Origin of the sequence: Myxococcus xanthus, from assembly GCF_013116825.1 — a bacterium.
GTDB classification, from domain to species: Bacteria; Myxococcota; Myxococcia; order Myxococcales; family Myxococcaceae; genus Myxococcus; species Myxococcus xanthus_B.
On the sequence record NZ_JABFNS010000022.1, the window covers coordinates 43,381 to 59,451 of the forward strand.

Genomic DNA, 16,071 nt, shown 5'->3' on the forward strand with positions numbered 1-16,071 from the left:
CGTGCGGCGCCCCCGTGCGCCGCTCAGAGGCCGTCAATCATCCGCAGGGCCACGTCCGGCATGAACGTGCCGGCGGGTGTGTTGGGCGCGACGCCGCACTGGCCGTCGGAGTCCCCGGGGACCTTGATCCACAGGGTCATCTCCACGCCGCCCACGCCCACCTGGTTCGGCGTGCCAATCTTCCGGCCGGCGGGGTTGCACCACTCCCCGTTGGAGCCATTGCCGTTGCGGCTGGTGTCCACCACGAAGGGCCTGGTGTAGCCGTACCGACTGCTCAGCGAGCTGTTGACGGAGCCCGCGTACGAGGCCGACTGCGCGGTGGTGTAGAAGTTCGACACGTTGAGCGCGAAGCCCCGCACGTTGCGCACGCCCATGTTCTCCAGCCGCTGGGCCATGGTGTCCGCGTTGATCCACAGGGCGTTGCCCGCGTCCAGGTAGGCCCAGGTGTTCGGCGCGCGATCCCTGAACTGCTCGGTGGCGTAGCGAATCAGGCTGATGCGCGTCTGCCGCTCGGCGTCATTCGCCAGGCAGTCGAGCTGGGCGACGGCGTCCGGCTCGATGATGACGACGGCGGGACGGTTGCCAATGGCGGCGGCGAAGGACGAAATCCACGTCCGGTACGCCTCCGGCGACCCCGCGCCTCCACCCGAGTGGCTCCCGCAGTCCCGGCCAGGGATGTTGTACGCCACCAGCACGGGCAGCTTGTCCGCCGCGTCCGCGGCCGAGACGAAGCTGGACACCGCCGTGGTGATGTCTCCGCTCCAAGCGGCGAACCAGCGCGCGGCCAGGTTGTTCGCGATGGAGGACTGGATGCGCGCGGCGCGCGAGTCCCCGCTGTTGGCCCGGACCCAGTTGGCGGGGTTGGAGTTCGGGTCGATGTAGAAGCCGCTCGTCATCGCCAGCGGCCCGCCGCCCCCGCCGCCGTCCTCCGTGGTGAGCGAGATGTCATCGATGAACGCGCTGAACCCCGTCGCGCGGCCTCCCATCTGGAAGGTGACCTGTCCCGCCTGCGTGGCCAGCGTCGACGTGAAGGGGAACGTGAAGTGCCGTGACGTGCCGTCCAACGTAATCTGCCGGTCCAGCGGCGCGGTGTACGGCGCGCTCTCCAGTTGCACCGTCACGCGGACCGTCGTCGTCACCGAAGCAGAAGCGGTGAAGGACAGCGTGTACGCCCGGCCATTCACCAGCGGAATGTCATCCTGGCCAATCAGCGCGTCCCAGGGGTTGGCCGTCCCGCCCCCCACGTCCACGCGCAGGCGGGCGTTCTCCACGCGGGACTGTGTATTGGGGCCGCTCCACCAGGGCGACACGGTGCCGCCGCTGAAGGTGCCATTGGAGACGAGCTCGGTCAGCGCGTCGGTGCGACTGCCGAGCGCCTCGGCCTCCGTCGGGGCGGGCGGCTCCGAGGGGCCGCAGGCAGTCGTGAGGGCCGCCGCGAGCATCAGCGCGGCCGGAGCGGTGAAGCGACGAAACGGCGAGACGGCGGAGTTACTGGGTTGCACGAAGCCATTCCTCCCGCCCGCGCGAGGACGCCAGGGAGCGGCGCCCGGAGTGACGCGGGCTGTGTCGAATGCGTGGCCCGTGGGTGGCCCCGCGAGCACGCGGAGCCACACTTGCACGTTTTTCTTGTTTTTCAGCCCTTCAATCCGCAGCGTTCACCGAAGTGCGCGCAGATGAACAGGCGGGACGCGGTACTCCGAGGCCTGCTCCACCACGCGGCCCAGGCGCAGCAGCAGGTGCTCCTCGTAGGGGCGGCCTGTGAGCTGGACACCCACCGGGAGCCCCTCTTCGTCGAAGCCTGCTGGCACCGACAGCGAGGGGAAGCCCGTCAGGTTGGCCAGGCGCACGAAGCGCATCAGGGCATCGACGACAGGCAGGTTCGACTCACCATCCGGAAGCGCCGCCTCCGGGATGAGGGGCGCCGTGGTGGCCGTCGTGGGCGTGACGAGGACGTCCACGCCCGCCATCTGCGCCAGCAGCTCACGCGTCAGGCGATGCCGGTGCCGCAGGGCATGCACCAGGTCCGTGGCCCGGAAGTGCCGGCCAATGGCCAGGTTGGTGCGCGTGTCGAGCCCGAACTCCGACGGATGCGCCTTCACGTGGGGGAGCATCACCTCCGACATCTCGCTCAGGATGATGCAGCTGTGCGTCCACAGCACGGTGTTGAGGTCAGGAGGCGGAATCTCCACCACGCGCGCGCCCGCGGCCGACAGCGCGGCCACGGCTTCCTTGCAGCGGGCGACGACGTCCGTGTCTGCGTCCTCGAAGTAGTCCCAGCAGATGCCCAGCCGCACGCCGCTCAGGCCGTCGTCCTCGTAGCCAGACAGGTGATGCGGCGACTGCCCCTGTGAGACGAGGTCGTGTCCATCCGGCCCCGCGAGCACCGCATACGCCGCGGCGACATCGTCCACGGTGAGCCCCATGGGCCCCACATGCCCCACGTTCCAGCACAGCGGCGGTACGCCCGTCTCCGGGATGCGGCCCCACGTCGCCTTGAGGCCCACGATGCCGCAAAGGGCCGCGGGGATGCGGATGGAACCGCCGCCGTCGGCCCCGATGCTCAAGGGGCACAGGCCGGCGGCCACGGCGGCGGCGGAGGCACTGGAGCTGCCACCGGTGATGCGGCCCGTGTCCCAGGGGTTGCGAGCGGCGCCGTGATGGGGATTCAACCCGATGGGGTTGATGCCAATCTCGTTCATGTTGGCCTTGCCGAGGATGATGGCGCCCGCGGCCTTGAGCCGGGCCGCCACCGTCGAGTCCGCGGCGGCCACCTGCGTACGGAACCGCGTGCCCAGCGTCGTGGGGAACCCGGCCAGGTCGACCTCGTCCTTCAGCACGACGGGAATGCCGTCGAGCACGCTCAGCGGACGCCCCTCGCGCAGCCGCTCGGAGGATGCCTCCGCGGCCCGGTGCACCTCGTCCGGCTTGCGGGCGATGAACAAGCCCAGGCGCTGCTTCCCACTGTCCATGCGGGCGATGGACTCATGAATTCGATTCACCACGGCCACCGGGTCCGTGGCGCCCTCGCGGTAGGCGCGGACATAGGCCGCGACGCTCTCACGCTCCGGTGGACTGGCGGACGCGGCGATGGCACGCGCGGCCTGCTCCGTGGGCGTCTGCGGCTCCGTGGGGGCGGTGCCCTGGGGCAATGGGAACTGGAGCGGCGGCGCATCCCCCGCCGGCAGCTCACGCCATCGCTCGATGCCGCTGTCCCGCGTCAGCTTGTCCAGCATCACCGACCCGACGCCGCTCTCGAGCGCGTTCACGAAAGCCTTGAGCGCCAGGCCCGACACACGGGGCGCCTTCACGGGGTTGCGTTGGTAGGTCATGGCGCCGCAGCCTATCCCCGAGCCGGCGATACCGCATGAGCGATGGTGGCCAATTCAGCGGCACGCATCGTTCGCGTCTTCGTGGACTTCGTGGCTACGCTCTGCCCTCGGTGAGCAGGGACGGAGTCGCTGGACTGGGCCCATGGAGGGCGTGGGTTGCCGGAGTTCGCGAGTTGGAGGAGCTTCATGCACAGGGCAGATGGCGCACGACACAGCTCACTCGGTACCGTTCTGCGCGAGCGGTTCGGCCTGACGGACTTCCGCCCTGGCCAGCGTGAGGTCCTCGATGCGCTGCTCGGTCCGAAAGCCGCGGCGCTCGCGGTGTTCCCCACAGGTGGCGGCAAATCGCTCTGCTATCAGCTTCCGGCGCTGCTGCTGGAGGGCATCACGGTGGTCGTCTCCCCGCTGATCGCGCTGATGAAGGACCAGATTGACGCCCTGGCCCGGCAGGGCATTCGTGCCGCGCGGCTGGACGCCTCGCTGTCGGTGGACGACTCACAGGGAGTCACGCAGGCGCTGCGCGATGGTTCGCTCAAGCTCTTGTACGTGGCGCCTGAACGCTTCAACAACGAGCGCTTCACCGCCCTGCTCCGTGAGCTGCGCATCTCCCTGTTCGCGGTGGACGAGGCGCACTGTGTTTCGGAGTGGGGCCACAACTTCCGGCCGGATTACCTGAAGCTGGCGAAGGCGGCACGGGAGCTGTCGGCCGAGCGCGTCCTCGCGCTCACCGCCACGGCGACGCCCTCCGTCGTGAGGGACATCTGCCAGGGCTTCGGGATCCCCGAGGAGAACGCGGTCGTCACGGGTTTCTACCGGCAGAACCTCACGCTGGAGACCACCCCGGTTCACGCCGAGGCCCGCGACGCGCTACTCCTGGCGCGGCTCGGTTCCCGAGCGCACGGCCCCACCATCGTCTACGTCACGCAGCAGAAGACCGCCGAGCGCGTGGCCGCCTTCCTCTCCGCCGAAGGTCTCCCCGCCAGCGCCTACCATGCGGGACTGGAGCCCGAGGTCCGAGAGCGGGTGCAGGAAGCCTGGATGGCCTCCGCGAATGGCATCGTCGTGGCGACCATCGCGTTCGGGATGGGCATCGACAAGGCGGATGTACGGGCCGTGTATCACTACAACCTGCCCAAGGGCCTGGAGAGCTACAGTCAGGAAATCGGCCGGGCTGGGCGCGATGGAGCGCCATCGGTGGTGGAGCTCTTCGCGTGTCCGGACGACGTCCCCAGCCTGGAGAACTTCGCGCACGGGGACACTCCCACGCGGGAAGCAATTCAAGGCCTGGTGACCGAGTTGCTCGGCCTGGGTCCCGAACTGAGCGTCGACATGTTCGCGCTATCCACCCGGCATGATGTGCGGCCGCTCGTGCTCCGCACGGCGCTGACCTACCTGGAGCTCGAAGGTGTGTTGAGGCAGGGCACGCCGTACTACGCGGGCTACAAGGTACAGCCGCTCATGCCCATCGACGCGCTCGTGGGGCGCTTCCAGGGAGAGCGGGGGCAGTTCCTGCGCGACGTCTTTGCCCGGGCGAAGAAAGGACGCACCTGGTACTCGCTCGATCCGGCCGAGGTGGCGAACTCGCTTCGACAGCCCCGCGAGCGCGTGGTCCGAGCCATCGAATATCTCGAGGAACAAGGGCTCGTGTCGCTCCAGGTCTCCGAGCCGCGTCAGCGCTTCACTCGGCTGCGATCCCAGGAGGACGCTGCAGCGCTCACCGCACTCCTCCATCAGCGGTTTCAGCAGCGCGAGGCCCAGGAGGTCACGCGTGTCCGGGACGTGCTGAAGCTCGTCACCCATGCGGGGTGCCAGAGCAATGCGCTGGTCGCCCACTTCGGTCAGCGGAGGGAGCAGCCGTGTGGGCACTGCACCTTCTGCCGGACCGGGGAGGCCCAGGTGCTTCCCGCAGTGCGCCGGAAGCCGGCACTGCCCGCGGGCCTCGACGTGGCGGGCTTCCGAACCCTGGCCGCGAAACACCCCGAGTCGCTCGGGCACCCGAGGCAGGCCGCCAGGTTCCTTTGTGGATTGAGCAGCCCCGCCCTCACGCGAGCGAAGCTCGGCGGCCACAAGTTGTTCGGCGCGCTGGAGGGCTGGCCCTTCGAGGAGGTGTTGGACTTCTGTGGTCGGTCGGCCGTGGCTTGACGACCATCACCCCTGGTCGAGCACTCCCGCGCGATAGTCGTCAAAGGCCTGCTGGATCTCCTCGCGGGTGTTCATGACGAACGGGCCGTACTGGACGATGGGCTCACGCAGGGGCATCGCCGCGGCGATGAGCAACTCGCTCCGGCGATTCCTCGCGCGCACACGAACCCGGCTCCCCGGGCCGAGCAATGCCAGCGAGCCCTCGCGCACCGGCTTCGACGTGTCTTCAGGTCCCAAGTCGACCTCGCCCGAGGACACGAAGGCGAAGGCGGTGTGGTCCGACGGTGTGTCGAGTTCGAAAGGACGGTCGTCCTCGAGCGTCAGGGTCAGCAAGAGCGGCTGCGTGGGGCGCTCACGCACGGGGCCCTGGAGGCCGTTCATGTGGCCCGCGATGACACGCGCGCGGCTCCCCGAGGGAGACAGGCGCTCCTCCGCGAGTTGCTCGGGCGTATGGTCCTGATAGGCGGGCGGGCACATCTTCTCCTTCGCGGGGAGGTTGAGCCAGAGCTGGAAGCCGGACATCAACCCCTGCACCTGCTCCGGCATCTCCGAGTGGATGAGACCACGGCCCGCGGTCATCCACTGGGAGCCACCTCCGGCGATGAGCCCGCTGTTGCCACGACTGTCCCGGTGGCGCATTCGCCCCTCGAGCATGACCGTGACGGTCTCAAAGCCCCGGTGGGGGTGATTCGGGAAGCCGTTGATGTAGGCCCCGGGGTCATCGGAGTGGAACCGGTCGAGCATGAGGAACGGGTCGAGGTTCCGCAGCGAGGGCTGCCCGATGACCCGCGTCAAGCGAACGCCGGCTCCGTCCGTCGCGGGGACACCTTCGAGCGTCTGCACCACGTTGCGCTGCGGCTTCAGGATGACCGCGGGAGCCTCCGAGCGACGACACCCGATGGCCGAGGCCGCCACGAGAAGGCCTGACTGAAGGAGGAAACGGCGGCGCGAGGTGGCGTTCATGAGGACCTTGCCGGAAACCAAGTGTGCGTCCCCGGAGCCTCCTCCGGGAGCCGCCCGGAGTCCATGCACGAGCCGGGGATCGAACCCGGACGGCCCTTACGGGCCAGCGGATTTTAAGTCCGCTGCGTCTGCCAGTTCCGCCACTCGTGCCCCACTGCGGGCAGCACCCTACAGGGCCTGTCCTATCTCCGGCAAAGGCCTCGTGCAGCCCCGGGCTCTCCTCCCTTGCCGCTGGGGCTCCTGGCAGGCCTGGGCGCCTCATTTCGCGCCCCGCGGTGCCTCGAGGCCCGCGCCAGGGTGCTCAGGGATGCGCCAACCCCTCAAGAGCGTTGAAGAATCCAGGGCCCCGGGTCGGATTCGCCACATGGAAGGCCGGTTCCGGGCCCCTTCTCTTCACAGTTCGACGGCCGGGTGTGCTCCACCGTCGCATCTCGCCTGACCCTGTTATAAAGCGCCCCCCATGCTCGAGACCGTAACCAAGGGCTTCCGCGCCGCCAAGAACCGCCTCGCCGGCAAGAGCGAGCTCACCCCGGAGCTGGTCGACGAGTCGCTGCGCGACATCCGCGTCTCCCTGCTCGAGGCCGACGTCGCCTTCGACGTCGTGAAGAAGTTTGTCGCCCGCGTCCGCGAGAAGTCCGTGGGCGAGCTGGTGCAGACGACCATCACCGACACGGCTGGCCAGAAGCGCAAGGTCAGCCCGATGGACCACTTCATCAAGATCTGCCACGACGAGTTGGAGGCCCTCATGGGGCCTGTCGACACCAGCTTGAAGCTGAAGCCCAAGGGCCAGCTGTCCGGCATCATGATGGTGGGCCTCCAAGGCTCCGGTAAGACGACCACGACCGGAAAGCTCGCCAGCCGGCTCCTCCAGGAAGGGCGCAAGCCCCTGCTCGTCGCCGCTGACATCTACCGCCCCGCCGCCGTGGACCAGCTCAAGGTCCTGGGCGAGCGGCTCAAGGTCCCCGTCTACCACGAGCCCGGCATCCAGCCGCCCGAGCTCGCCAAGCGGGGCTACGCCGCCGCGCGCGAGCAGAAGTGCGACGTGGTGATCATCGACACCGCCGGCCGGCTCGCCATCGACGAGTCCCTGATGGCCGAACTGGAGTCCATCAAGGGCAACGTCCAGCCGGACAACATCCTGCTGGTGTGCGACGCGATGATTGGTCAGGACGCCGTGCGCACGGCGGCGGAGTTCGACCGGCGGCTGACGCTGGACGGCTTCATCCTCACCAAGCTGGACGGTGACGCCCGCGGCGGCGCCGCGCTGTCCATCAAGGAAGTCACGGGCAAGCCCATCAAGTTCCTCGGCATGGGCGAGTCCATGGACAAGCTGGAGGAGTTCCGCCCAGCCGGCCTCGCGGGCCGCATCCTCGGGTTCGGCGACATCGTCGGCCTGATGAAGGACTTCGAGAAGGTCGTCGACGAGAAGAAGGCCGAGGAGGATGCCAAGAAGCTCCTGTCCGGCCAGTTCACGATGAAGGACTTCGTCGAGCAGATCCGCATGGTCCGGAAGATGGGACCGCTCAAGGACCTGCTGGAGAAGTTCCCCCTCTTCGGCGACCTCACCGAGCACCTCAACCCGGACGAAAAGGAGCTCACGAAGATTGAGTCGATGTACGACTCGATGACGGCGAAGGAGCGCTTGCGGCCGGATACCGTCAACAACAGCCGCATCAACCGCATCGCCAAGGGCAGCGGCCGGAAGGTCGAAGAGGTCAAGGAGCTGCTCCAGAAGTTCGGGATGATGCAGCAGGTCATGGGCACCATCGGGCAGAACCCGGGCCTCCTGGGCCGCATCCCCGGCTTCAAGCAGTTGGGTCAGCTGTCGCAGATGAAGAACATGGACCTCTCCAGCATGTTCGGCGGCGACCCGAAGATGATGGAGAAGATGATGAGCGGCGGCATGCCCGGCATGGGCATGCCCATGCAGCTGCCGCAGATTGCTCCCGGCTACACGCCGCCCATGGGCCAGGCCGCCATGGCCAAGGCCCGGTTGATGGGCTACGCGCCGCCCTCCGCCGCCGGCAAGAGCGAGGACCGCGACGCCATCAAGGAGCGCCGCAAGCGGGAGAAGGAGAACAAGAAGAAGAACCGGAAGAAGAAGTAGGCCCCCACGGCCCCGGTGCCCACGCCCGCCTCCCCGCCTTCGTGCTGGGAGCGCGGGCGTTCGTGTTTTCGGGGCGCATCCGCGCGTTCAGACTGGAATCCGCCGGCGAGGACGGGGCTGCCACGAGGCGTGGTATGCGTCCGAGGCTCGAACGCGACGCCCTGCACAACTCGCCTTTGGGCTGCTCGGAGAGGCCACTGCTTCGCCGGGCGCAGGCATCCTCAACAACCATCGCGGCTCCTGGAACGCTCTTTGCCAAGCATCCGACTCATGTCCCGACTCCCCTGCGCCTTGCTGTTAACCGCAATCACCCTGTCCACTGCGTGCATCAACGTCCCAGAGGTCGAGCCCGACCCAACCCCGGACGGAGGAGCACAGCCCACGACGAAGTTCACACTGAGCCTGAGCCCCAGCGAGGACTCCGCACTCCAGGGCGGGAGTCGCCCCATTGAGGTCGCTATCGTTCGGGCCGAGGGATACTCGGACAGGATTTCCGTAGCATTGGAGCAACCGCCTCCCGGCATCACCGCCCAGCCCACAGCAATTCCCGTTGGGGAGACCACCGCCACATTGACCCTCCAGGTCTCCCCCAGCGCGGCGGCTGGAGAAACGACGATCACGGTCCGCGCAGCATCTGGCAACGATTTCCGGACAGTCTCGCTCAAGCTCACCGTCGTGCCGGCCGGAGACCTGGTCGTGCGATGGGCGGCTCCCGCCCCAGCGGACTCTGCCACCTACACCAACGGAGCTTTGCCGTTGGAAGCAACGATTGAGGGGGGCGCAGCCGAGACTGTCGAGTTCCACCGCGACACGCAACTTCTCGCGCGTGTCTCGGCGCCGCCGTACACCTATACGTGGGACACCCGGGGGATGCCCGAGGGAGCGTTCCAACTTGTGGCGCGAGCCACGCGAGGCGGCACAACCTTCACGAGCATCGCACGGACGGTGATCGTGGATCGCACGCCTCCTCAGGTCTCAAGCCGCGCGCCTGCATCGAGCGATGCTCAGGTCAGCGCGCGTGCCTCCTTGGAGGCGACGTTCAGCGAGCCAATGCGCCCTGCGAGCATATCTCCAGACAACGTGGAAGTTCTCGCTCACGGCAACACTCGGATTGAGACAAGCGTCAGCCTCTCCGCCGACGGAACGACGTTGATGATTACGCCCACCACGCCCCTTCCTGCCCCCAGCACAGTCCTGGTGAAGCTCGGAACCGGCAGTCAGCCCATTCTGGACCTGGCGGGCAATGTGCTGCAGTCCACCACCGAATGGCAGTTCACAGTCCCTGTCTGGCTCCCCGTTGGCGGGGCTCTCAGTGCAAGAACTGGTTCGACACCAGCAGAGAATGCAGTACTCAAGCTGGATGCAGATGACCTGCCCGTCGTCGCCTGGTCTGAGTTTGATGGCTCAGCCAAGAACATCCACGTGGCCCGCTGGAACGGGGCGACCTGGGTCCACTTGGGCGAAGCCCTGAGTGGACTTGCTGGCACTGCAACTCATGCAGAGAACCCCACTCTGCATCTTGATGCCTCGGGAAGGGTGTTAATCGCCTGGCAGGAAGCGACGGGCGTTGGCAGCGGGGAAAACCTATATGCGCGGCGTTGGAACAACACCTTCTGGGAGGACCTACCTGCCTTTCCCATTACGGGAACCGAAGACAGGTACATCGCAGAACCCAGCATAACAACAACAAACACCGGGAACATTTACGTCTACGCAACACATCAATTCGGCATTCCCCGGATCGTTGCTTTTGAACTTAGCGCAGGCGCGGCGAACTGGACGACCATCGACGTACATCGTCCATTGGACTATGACACGACTGGAAGCGCGACCATCAGCGCACACGGCACGAACGTATTCGTCTCATACGACGCCTACCATGCCCAGCATGAGACCCGTGTCATTGGAGTGCTCTTGAACCATTCGGGAGCAATGGGGAGCAGCATCATCACCGCGCCCCAGTCAGTAGCCGCGGTCACCCCCAGCATCGCCACCTCAGCAGTTGGAGTGCCGTCCGTCGCATGGAAAGAAGTGCATAAAAACACAGGAGATGGCTCGATTCACTTCTCGAGCTGGACAGGTAGCGAGTGGGCCGAGCCGGTGCTCCTCAGTCACGACTCGACAAACAATACCGAGCCATCGCTCGCCATTGGCGACAACGGCATTCCCACGGTGGCATGGAGCGGCGTCGCGAACTCCCAGCGTTCCATCTATGTCTCCCGCCAACGCGCCGCCACCTGGGAGCCCATCGGTCCGCCTTTGCGCTCCATGACAGGGAGTGGTGCCCAGGCACATCGGCCCACGTTCGACATGGATCGCCAAAGCCGCCCATGGTTGGCCTGGCACGAAGCAGGCTCAACCAGCACCGACATTCATATCTATCGTTACAATCAATGATGTAATGGAGGCGCTCATGGCCGAACGCTTGGCAAGAGTCGGCCGTGAGTGCTCCTCTTCATCAGTTCGAAGTTCAGGGACTTGTCACGTTTGACGCTTGGGGACCACAAGGCCTTGGCTCAGGCGTTTGAGAACTCGCTTCTTCTGCCTTCGCTTATAGGCATCGTGAGAGTTCTCTCCCATCTCATTAATCCGAGCCGTCTCCTCGTCGACGATTTGGAACTCAACCAATGAAATAACGATCCTCCCCTTGCGCTGACGGCCGTCCTCTTCGGGGGTGGGAAGATACGCATCCATTCGAACGGGGATATCCACCACAAAGTTCAATGCCCGATACGAGTTGCCCGAATAGATGTTTTTGCCGGGACCTTCTCGGTCCTCGAAATCACGGTCGAGCTGCAGCTTGGGTATGAACTGCTCGAAATGAGGGTTCTCAGCGAGCACCTGCTTGAACGGTAGCAGCGTGTTCTCGGTCTGCCCTGGAACGACGAGGTGAAAGGGGAAGAGGCGCTGGGTGAGGTAGTAGAGAACAGGAAGCAAGTCCTCGCGCCCCTTTGTCACCACACGGAATCGAGTCCGGTCATATACCTGCGCAGCAACCGTCTCCTTCTTTGCCAGCAACTTCGTGATGAGTGAGTCCTGCGTCTTGATGGAGTGAGCAAACTCCACGACAGGCAATCCCTTGGCCTGCATCTCCGTGGCGACACTCAAGACCTTCGCCGTCACCACTTCCGCCAGTTCGGCTTCTGAAATAGCCAGGCGGAACAGCAAATCCCGTCCTTCGATGTGCTGAATGACGTGCATCACCTTGAGGACGACGCATGCAATTCGCCGATGCCGGGAAGAGCCCTTTACTCCCGACGCAAAAAGGAAAAGGTCATGAATCTCTTCCGGCTGTGCCACCACATTGGACACGCGGTAGTTGAACGTCTTCCGGAGATACTCGACGGCCTCTGCGAGGACCTGACGCGCCCAGACTTCATCGAAGGACTGCGACAAATCCAGTTGAAGCAGTCGCAGAAAGGCATCTACCTCGTCCCGGGTCTGAAAATACATCCTCCGCCAGTCGATGACCGAGCCTCCCCGAAGGATTAGCCGGATCCGTTCGAGTTCGCGCAGGCCCATCTGCCCCACCGGTCGGATGGGAATATCGGGCAAGGCAGGGGCAAGGGAGGGGGGCTTCACACGCAACTTCCTAACTGAGTCGCCCCGGCTGGGGAAGGCCTCAAAAACAAAGGGCCTCTCCAAAGGGAGAGGCCCTTGTTACCGCAATGAAGTCACCTGCCTACTGAGCAGAGACGAGGCGGTTGTGGTCGTAGTGAGCCTTGCTGACGACCTTGCCGTCCTTGGACAGCTCCTGCGTCAAACCGTGCTTCCTGCCGCTCTTGTACTCTTCAATGCGCTGGGGCTTGCCGTTGGAGAAGTAAACGGTGCGCTTGCCATCCCAGCCGCCATCCTTGAACTCAGTGGTGCCCCGCTTGTTTCCAGCGACGTCGAAGAAGGTCCAGACGCCCACCTTCAACCCATTCTCGAACTGCCCCTGCGCCGCCATCACCCCGTTCGGGTGATACGCGACGTACTCGCCGTGCGCGATCTGGGTCCCCTGCGCGGCATCAACCTTCGCGCAGGAAAGGCCTTCAGCCTTCGTACCGACCTGGGTCGCGCCGGCCGGGCACTTCAGCTTGACAGCGACATCGTTGGCCATCGCCGTCGGGGCAGCCAGGGCCAGCCCGAGAGTCATCGTCCGAATCAGTTTGGTGTACCGCATGTTCTCTCCTTATCAAGACGCCGAACTATCCGCGCTCCCATGATGAAACGGTCGGGCGCGGAGAAGATTCATCGTGGCCCGTGCTGTGAGCATGCTGCGAATCGCCGCACCACACCCAAAGCTCCGGGGAGTCCGCAATCAAGTCCTAGTAGTTCGCCCGGAAGCAGAAGAAGTTGCCGTCCACGAAGTGGTAGCCAACCAAAGTGGTGGTGCTGTCAGCCGCAACACACAGGTTGACGATGATGTCAGCGCGGGTACCGTTCTGAGTGATGACGTAGTCATTTTCCCCATTGCTGATGACTGGGCTGATTCGCGATCCATCCGTCTTCACGTAGTAGAAGCCGCCCAGTTCTGGAGCAGTCTGCGGGAACGGCGACGCAGCATCGGTGTACGCAGAAACAGACAGACGCAGCCGCTTCCCACCCGGACACCAGGCGGCCGTGCCCGCCACCGCACTGACGGTCTTCATGTTGAAGATAATGGGGCCGGTGGTGCCGACATCCGCCGCCTTGTTGGGGTACGCGGTGTAGTTCTGGCACGTCGGAGCGGGCGGCTCGGAGCAGGTGCTGCTGGTGCAGATCAGACCGTAGCCACAGGAGGAGCGGCCCTCACCGGAGCAACTCGTGGGCCCGGTGTCACCCTCTTCGCACTGGCCGGTGGTCGTGTTGCAGGTCCGGTCGCCAGTGCACTCGGCGTTGGACGTGCAAGCCGTCACGCAGACGTTGTCCAGTTCGGAGCAGACCAGGCCCGTGGACTCGGAGTCCGTGCCGCCGTTGCAGAGCACGTCCGTGGAGCACTGGCAGATGTTCGTGGTGGCGTTGGGACCCGTGCCGCCCAGCGGGGCGCAGGTCTTCGCCGTGGAGGGGCAGTCCGAACCAGAGTTACAGGTCTGCACGCAGACTTGGGCAGTCGGGTGACAGATTTCCGACTCTCCGCACTCGTCATTGCTGGAGCACGCACCCGGGGACGTTGAGTCGTCACCGCAACCAGCCATGAGACCGCTCATCGCGCCAAGCGCAGTGAGCACCAACATCATCTTGCGAAGCTGCATGTTGAGATTTCCTCTTGTTTGGAACGCCGCCCGGGGGGCCTCCGGCCACTGATTACAGGCCCCAACAACCCTGCGAGCAAGTGAGGCTTAGTCCCGCCCGTCCGGACGTGTCAACGAGTGTCGACGCCACCCGGACGGCTGCTCGGCCTCGAAATTCACCCTTCGCGCAAGCAGACAGCGTGAGCGGAGGCCATCGCGACGTTCATGTCGCGATAGCCTCAGTGCACGCCCCCACTTTTCAGAAGGTGAACGGGAAGTCGATGGGCTCACCCTGCCGCTTGTGACGCGGGAAGGACCAGCTCTTGATGAGCCCGGAGATGCAGCTCGCCATGTAGGTGGTGCGGAACTCATCCGTGCGGCACGACACCGCGCTCGTCTTGCCACTCGTCTGGATGGTCCAGCGCATCACCAGCTTGCCGCTCAACGACGGGTCCTTCTTCTTCTGCTCGTTGACGCACTTCACGATGGCCGGCTTGTTGGCCAGCACCACCGCCATGATGTCCGACTGCTGCAGCCGGTCCGGAACCCCGCCCCCAGGCTCAGGGGGGACGTAGGCCGTCGGACGCGCCGACGACGACTTCGCCTCCGGCGCCGACTTCTTCGTGCCGAAGAGCTCGTCGAAGTCATCATCCGAATCGCTCGACGAGGACCGCTCCGCGCGCGCCGGCGCGGATGTCCGAGGCTCCGGGTCCTCCCGGCGCGACGACGATGTGGTGCGTCGGGTGTTGGGCCGCTCGGCCTTCGCGACTGCCGTCTCCGCGGGCTTCGGCGCTTCAACCGGAGCCGGCGTCGGCGCGGCCACGGGCGCCGCCGCGACGGCCGTGGGCGGCGTCTCCGGCGGAGGCGTGTTCGCCGGCGCCGCAGCGACCTCCGTGGGCGAGGGCTGAGGCGGCGTCGCGGGATTCACGGGCGGCTGAGCGGCCGCCACGGGGGCCGTGTTCGCCTGAGGAGGCGGAGGGTTGCTGGGTGGCGGCGTCGGCGTGGCCACGGGCGTCGCCGCGGCGACCGGAGGATTCGCCGCTGCCGCGTCCGCGCCAGACCCGCCCTTCAGGAAGAGCGCCGCGGCGCCACCGCCGACCAGGAGCAGCCCCGCGGCAATGCCAACGAAGAGCCCCGTCTTGCCCTTGCCCCCACCCGGCGGCGGATAGCCGGCCGGGTAGCTCGGCTGCGGCGGGTACGGCGCGGGCATGGGCTGCGCGTACTGCGGCCCGGGCTGATGCCCATACGGCATGGGCGCCGGCTGCGGATACTGCGGCATGGGCTGCTGCCCATACGGCATGGGCGCGGCCATGGGCTGCGCCATCGGCACTTCCACGCCCCGCAGGGACGGCGAGGACACCGGCTCCGGCGGCGGCATGGGCACGTCCAGCAGTCGCGACTGCGACACCGGCTCCCGGCCCAGAGCGGGCGCGGGCGTCGGAGGCGGCTTCGACAGCGCGTCGTTCTCTTCCTTCACCAGCGAGGCCAGCACGCTGGCCGCGGACGGCTTCCAGCCCACGGCCTCCTCGGATGCCCCCGCGGGCCCGGAATCACCACGCGCCCCCTTGCCCGCGCTGAAGGCGGATTGCACGGGGCCTGAGGACACCGTGGGCGTCGAGCCGGACACCGGCTCGGGCGCGACGATGACAGGCTTGGAGGGCCGCGGCGCCAGCACCGACGCCAGCTCCGCCGTCTCCGACAACGGAATCCAATCACTGAAGCCCGAGCGCCAGCAGAGGCTGTCCGGGCCCACCTCGCCGCGGTCCCACAGGTCCTTGACCTTCTCGACACTGAAGGGGCCGACCTGCTTCTCGTCGATGGCCACGTACCACTCGTGCGCCGCCGCGTTGGCCTTGGCTTCTTCCTTGTCCGGCTCGGCCTCGGCTTCAGCCAGCTTGCGCACGTTCTCCGCGGACGCTTCGCGCGCGGCGGCTTCGTTCGCGGCCTCGGTGGGAATCTTCTGCGTGCCGGAACTCAGCACCTGGTCGAAGACGGCGCCAATCTCGTCCTCTTCCACGTCGGTGAAGAGACCGCCTTCGGGCGGCGTGCCCAGCGTCGCCGGCATCGTGGCGGCGGACGCGTCACTCCCCTTCCCCACGTCAGGAGTCGAGGCGGAGGCCTCGGAGGTCGAAGACTCAGACGCGGAGTCCTTCGCGGCCGTCGCGCCAGCGGGACGCACGGTGATGGTGTGGCCGCACTTCTTGCAACGAACCTTGACCCCTTTGGGGCCAATCTTGTCGTCGCTGATCATGTACTGCGCGCGGCAGCTGTCGCAGACGAAACGCATCGTTCCCGTAAGCCTCGGAAATGACGGGAGAAATCCCGCCTGAATCGT

The 16,071-nt window shown here is 66.2% G+C and carries 10 protein-coding genes and 1 tRNA gene; 3 read left to right on the forward strand and 8 right to left on the reverse strand.

The genetic code is table 11. The features are described 5' to 3' along the window. Positions 1-23: 23 nt before the first annotated feature. Positions 24-1,502 (reverse strand): glycoside hydrolase family 6 protein, encoded by a 1,479-nt coding sequence (locus HNV26_RS08885; RefSeq protein WP_171441265.1) that lies wholly within the window; start codon positions 1,500-1,502, stop codon positions 24-26. Positions 1,503-1,655: 153 nt separating this feature from the next. After that, positions 1,656-3,329: an amidase gene (locus tag HNV26_RS08890; RefSeq protein WP_171441266.1), complete on the reverse strand. Its 1,674-nt coding sequence runs from the start codon at positions 3,327-3,329 to the stop codon at positions 1,656-1,658. Positions 3,330-3,515: 186 nt separating this feature from the next. On the opposite strand from HNV26_RS08890, the gene HNV26_RS08895 reads away from it, so the two are divergent. Then, positions 3,516-5,471 carry a RecQ family ATP-dependent DNA helicase gene (locus HNV26_RS08895; protein WP_253816363.1) on the forward strand — a complete coding sequence of 652 codons (1,956 nt, stop codon included), beginning with the start codon at positions 3,516-3,518 and terminating at the stop codon, positions 5,469-5,471. Between the two features lie 6 nt (positions 5,472-5,477). Here the strand turns inward: HNV26_RS08895 and HNV26_RS08900 are convergent, their stop codons facing one another. Beyond that, positions 5,478-6,434, reverse strand: a complete 957-nt coding sequence (locus HNV26_RS08900) for a pirin family protein (protein ID WP_171441268.1) — start codon at positions 6,432-6,434, stop codon at positions 5,478-5,480. A gap of 64 nt (positions 6,435-6,498) precedes the next feature. Further along, positions 6,499-6,584, reverse strand: a tRNA-Leu gene (locus tag HNV26_RS08905). A gap of 310 nt (positions 6,585-6,894) precedes the next feature. Between HNV26_RS08905 and ffh the strand changes: the two genes are divergently transcribed. Together ffh and HNV26_RS08915 are read left to right on the forward strand one after the other, a co-directional pair. Next, complete coding sequence (ffh, locus tag HNV26_RS08910; protein WP_140864565.1) at positions 6,895-8,541, forward strand: signal recognition particle protein; 1,647 nt, start codon at positions 6,895-6,897, stop codon at positions 8,539-8,541. Between the two features lie 270 nt (positions 8,542-8,811). After that, positions 8,812-10,938 (forward strand): Ig-like domain-containing protein, encoded by a 2,127-nt coding sequence (locus HNV26_RS08915; RefSeq protein WP_171441269.1) that lies wholly within the window; start codon positions 8,812-8,814, stop codon positions 10,936-10,938. Positions 10,939-11,022: 84 nt separating this feature from the next. On the opposite strand, the gene HNV26_RS08920 is transcribed toward HNV26_RS08915, so the two are convergent. From HNV26_RS08920 to gltJ, 4 genes are all read right to left on the reverse strand, one after another. After that, complete coding sequence (locus tag HNV26_RS08920) at positions 11,023-12,123, reverse strand: TIGR04552 family protein (protein ID WP_366816816.1); 1,101 nt, start codon at positions 12,121-12,123, stop codon at positions 11,023-11,025. Between the two features lie 100 nt (positions 12,124-12,223). Then, on the reverse strand, positions 12,224-12,706 hold the full coding sequence (locus HNV26_RS08925; RefSeq protein ID WP_171441270.1) for a toxin-antitoxin system YwqK family antitoxin: 483 nt from the start codon (positions 12,704-12,706) through the stop codon (positions 12,224-12,226). Between the two features lie 145 nt (positions 12,707-12,851). Next, entirely contained in the window at positions 12,852-13,757 is a 906-nt protein-coding gene (locus HNV26_RS08930) for a hypothetical protein (protein ID WP_171441271.1), read from the reverse strand. Between the two features lie 238 nt (positions 13,758-13,995). Continuing rightward, positions 13,996-16,023 (reverse strand): adventurous gliding motility protein GltJ, encoded by a 2,028-nt coding sequence (gene gltJ, locus HNV26_RS08935; protein WP_171441272.1) that lies wholly within the window; start codon positions 16,021-16,023, stop codon positions 13,996-13,998. Positions 16,024-16,071 lie beyond the last annotated feature (48 nt).

Bases quoted from the DNA above. Each gene is read 5' to 3' on its own strand.
- HNV26_RS08890 (WP_171441266.1), bottom strand. From the start codon at position 3,329: ATGACCTACCAACGCAACCCCGTGAAGGCGCCCCGTGTGTCGGGCCTG.
- HNV26_RS08895 (WP_253816363.1), top strand. From the start codon at position 3,516: ATGCACAGGGCAGATGGCGCACGACACAGCTCACTCGGTACCGTTCTG.
- HNV26_RS08900 (WP_171441268.1), bottom strand. From the start codon at position 6,434: ATGAACGCCACCTCGCGCCGCCGTTTCCTCCTTCAGTCAGGCCTTCTC.
- ffh (WP_140864565.1), top strand. From the start codon at position 6,895: ATGCTCGAGACCGTAACCAAGGGCTTCCGCGCCGCCAAGAACCGCCTC.
- HNV26_RS08915 (WP_171441269.1), top strand. From the start codon at position 8,812: ATGTCCCGACTCCCCTGCGCCTTGCTGTTAACCGCAATCACCCTGTCC.
- HNV26_RS08925 (WP_171441270.1), bottom strand. From the start codon at position 12,706: ATGCGGTACACCAAACTGATTCGGACGATGACTCTCGGGCTGGCCCTG.
- HNV26_RS08930 (WP_171441271.1), bottom strand. From the start codon at position 13,757: ATGCAGCTTCGCAAGATGATGTTGGTGCTCACTGCGCTTGGCGCGATG.
- gltJ (WP_171441272.1), bottom strand. From the start codon at position 16,023: ATGCGTTTCGTCTGCGACAGCTGCCGCGCGCAGTACATGATCAGCGAC.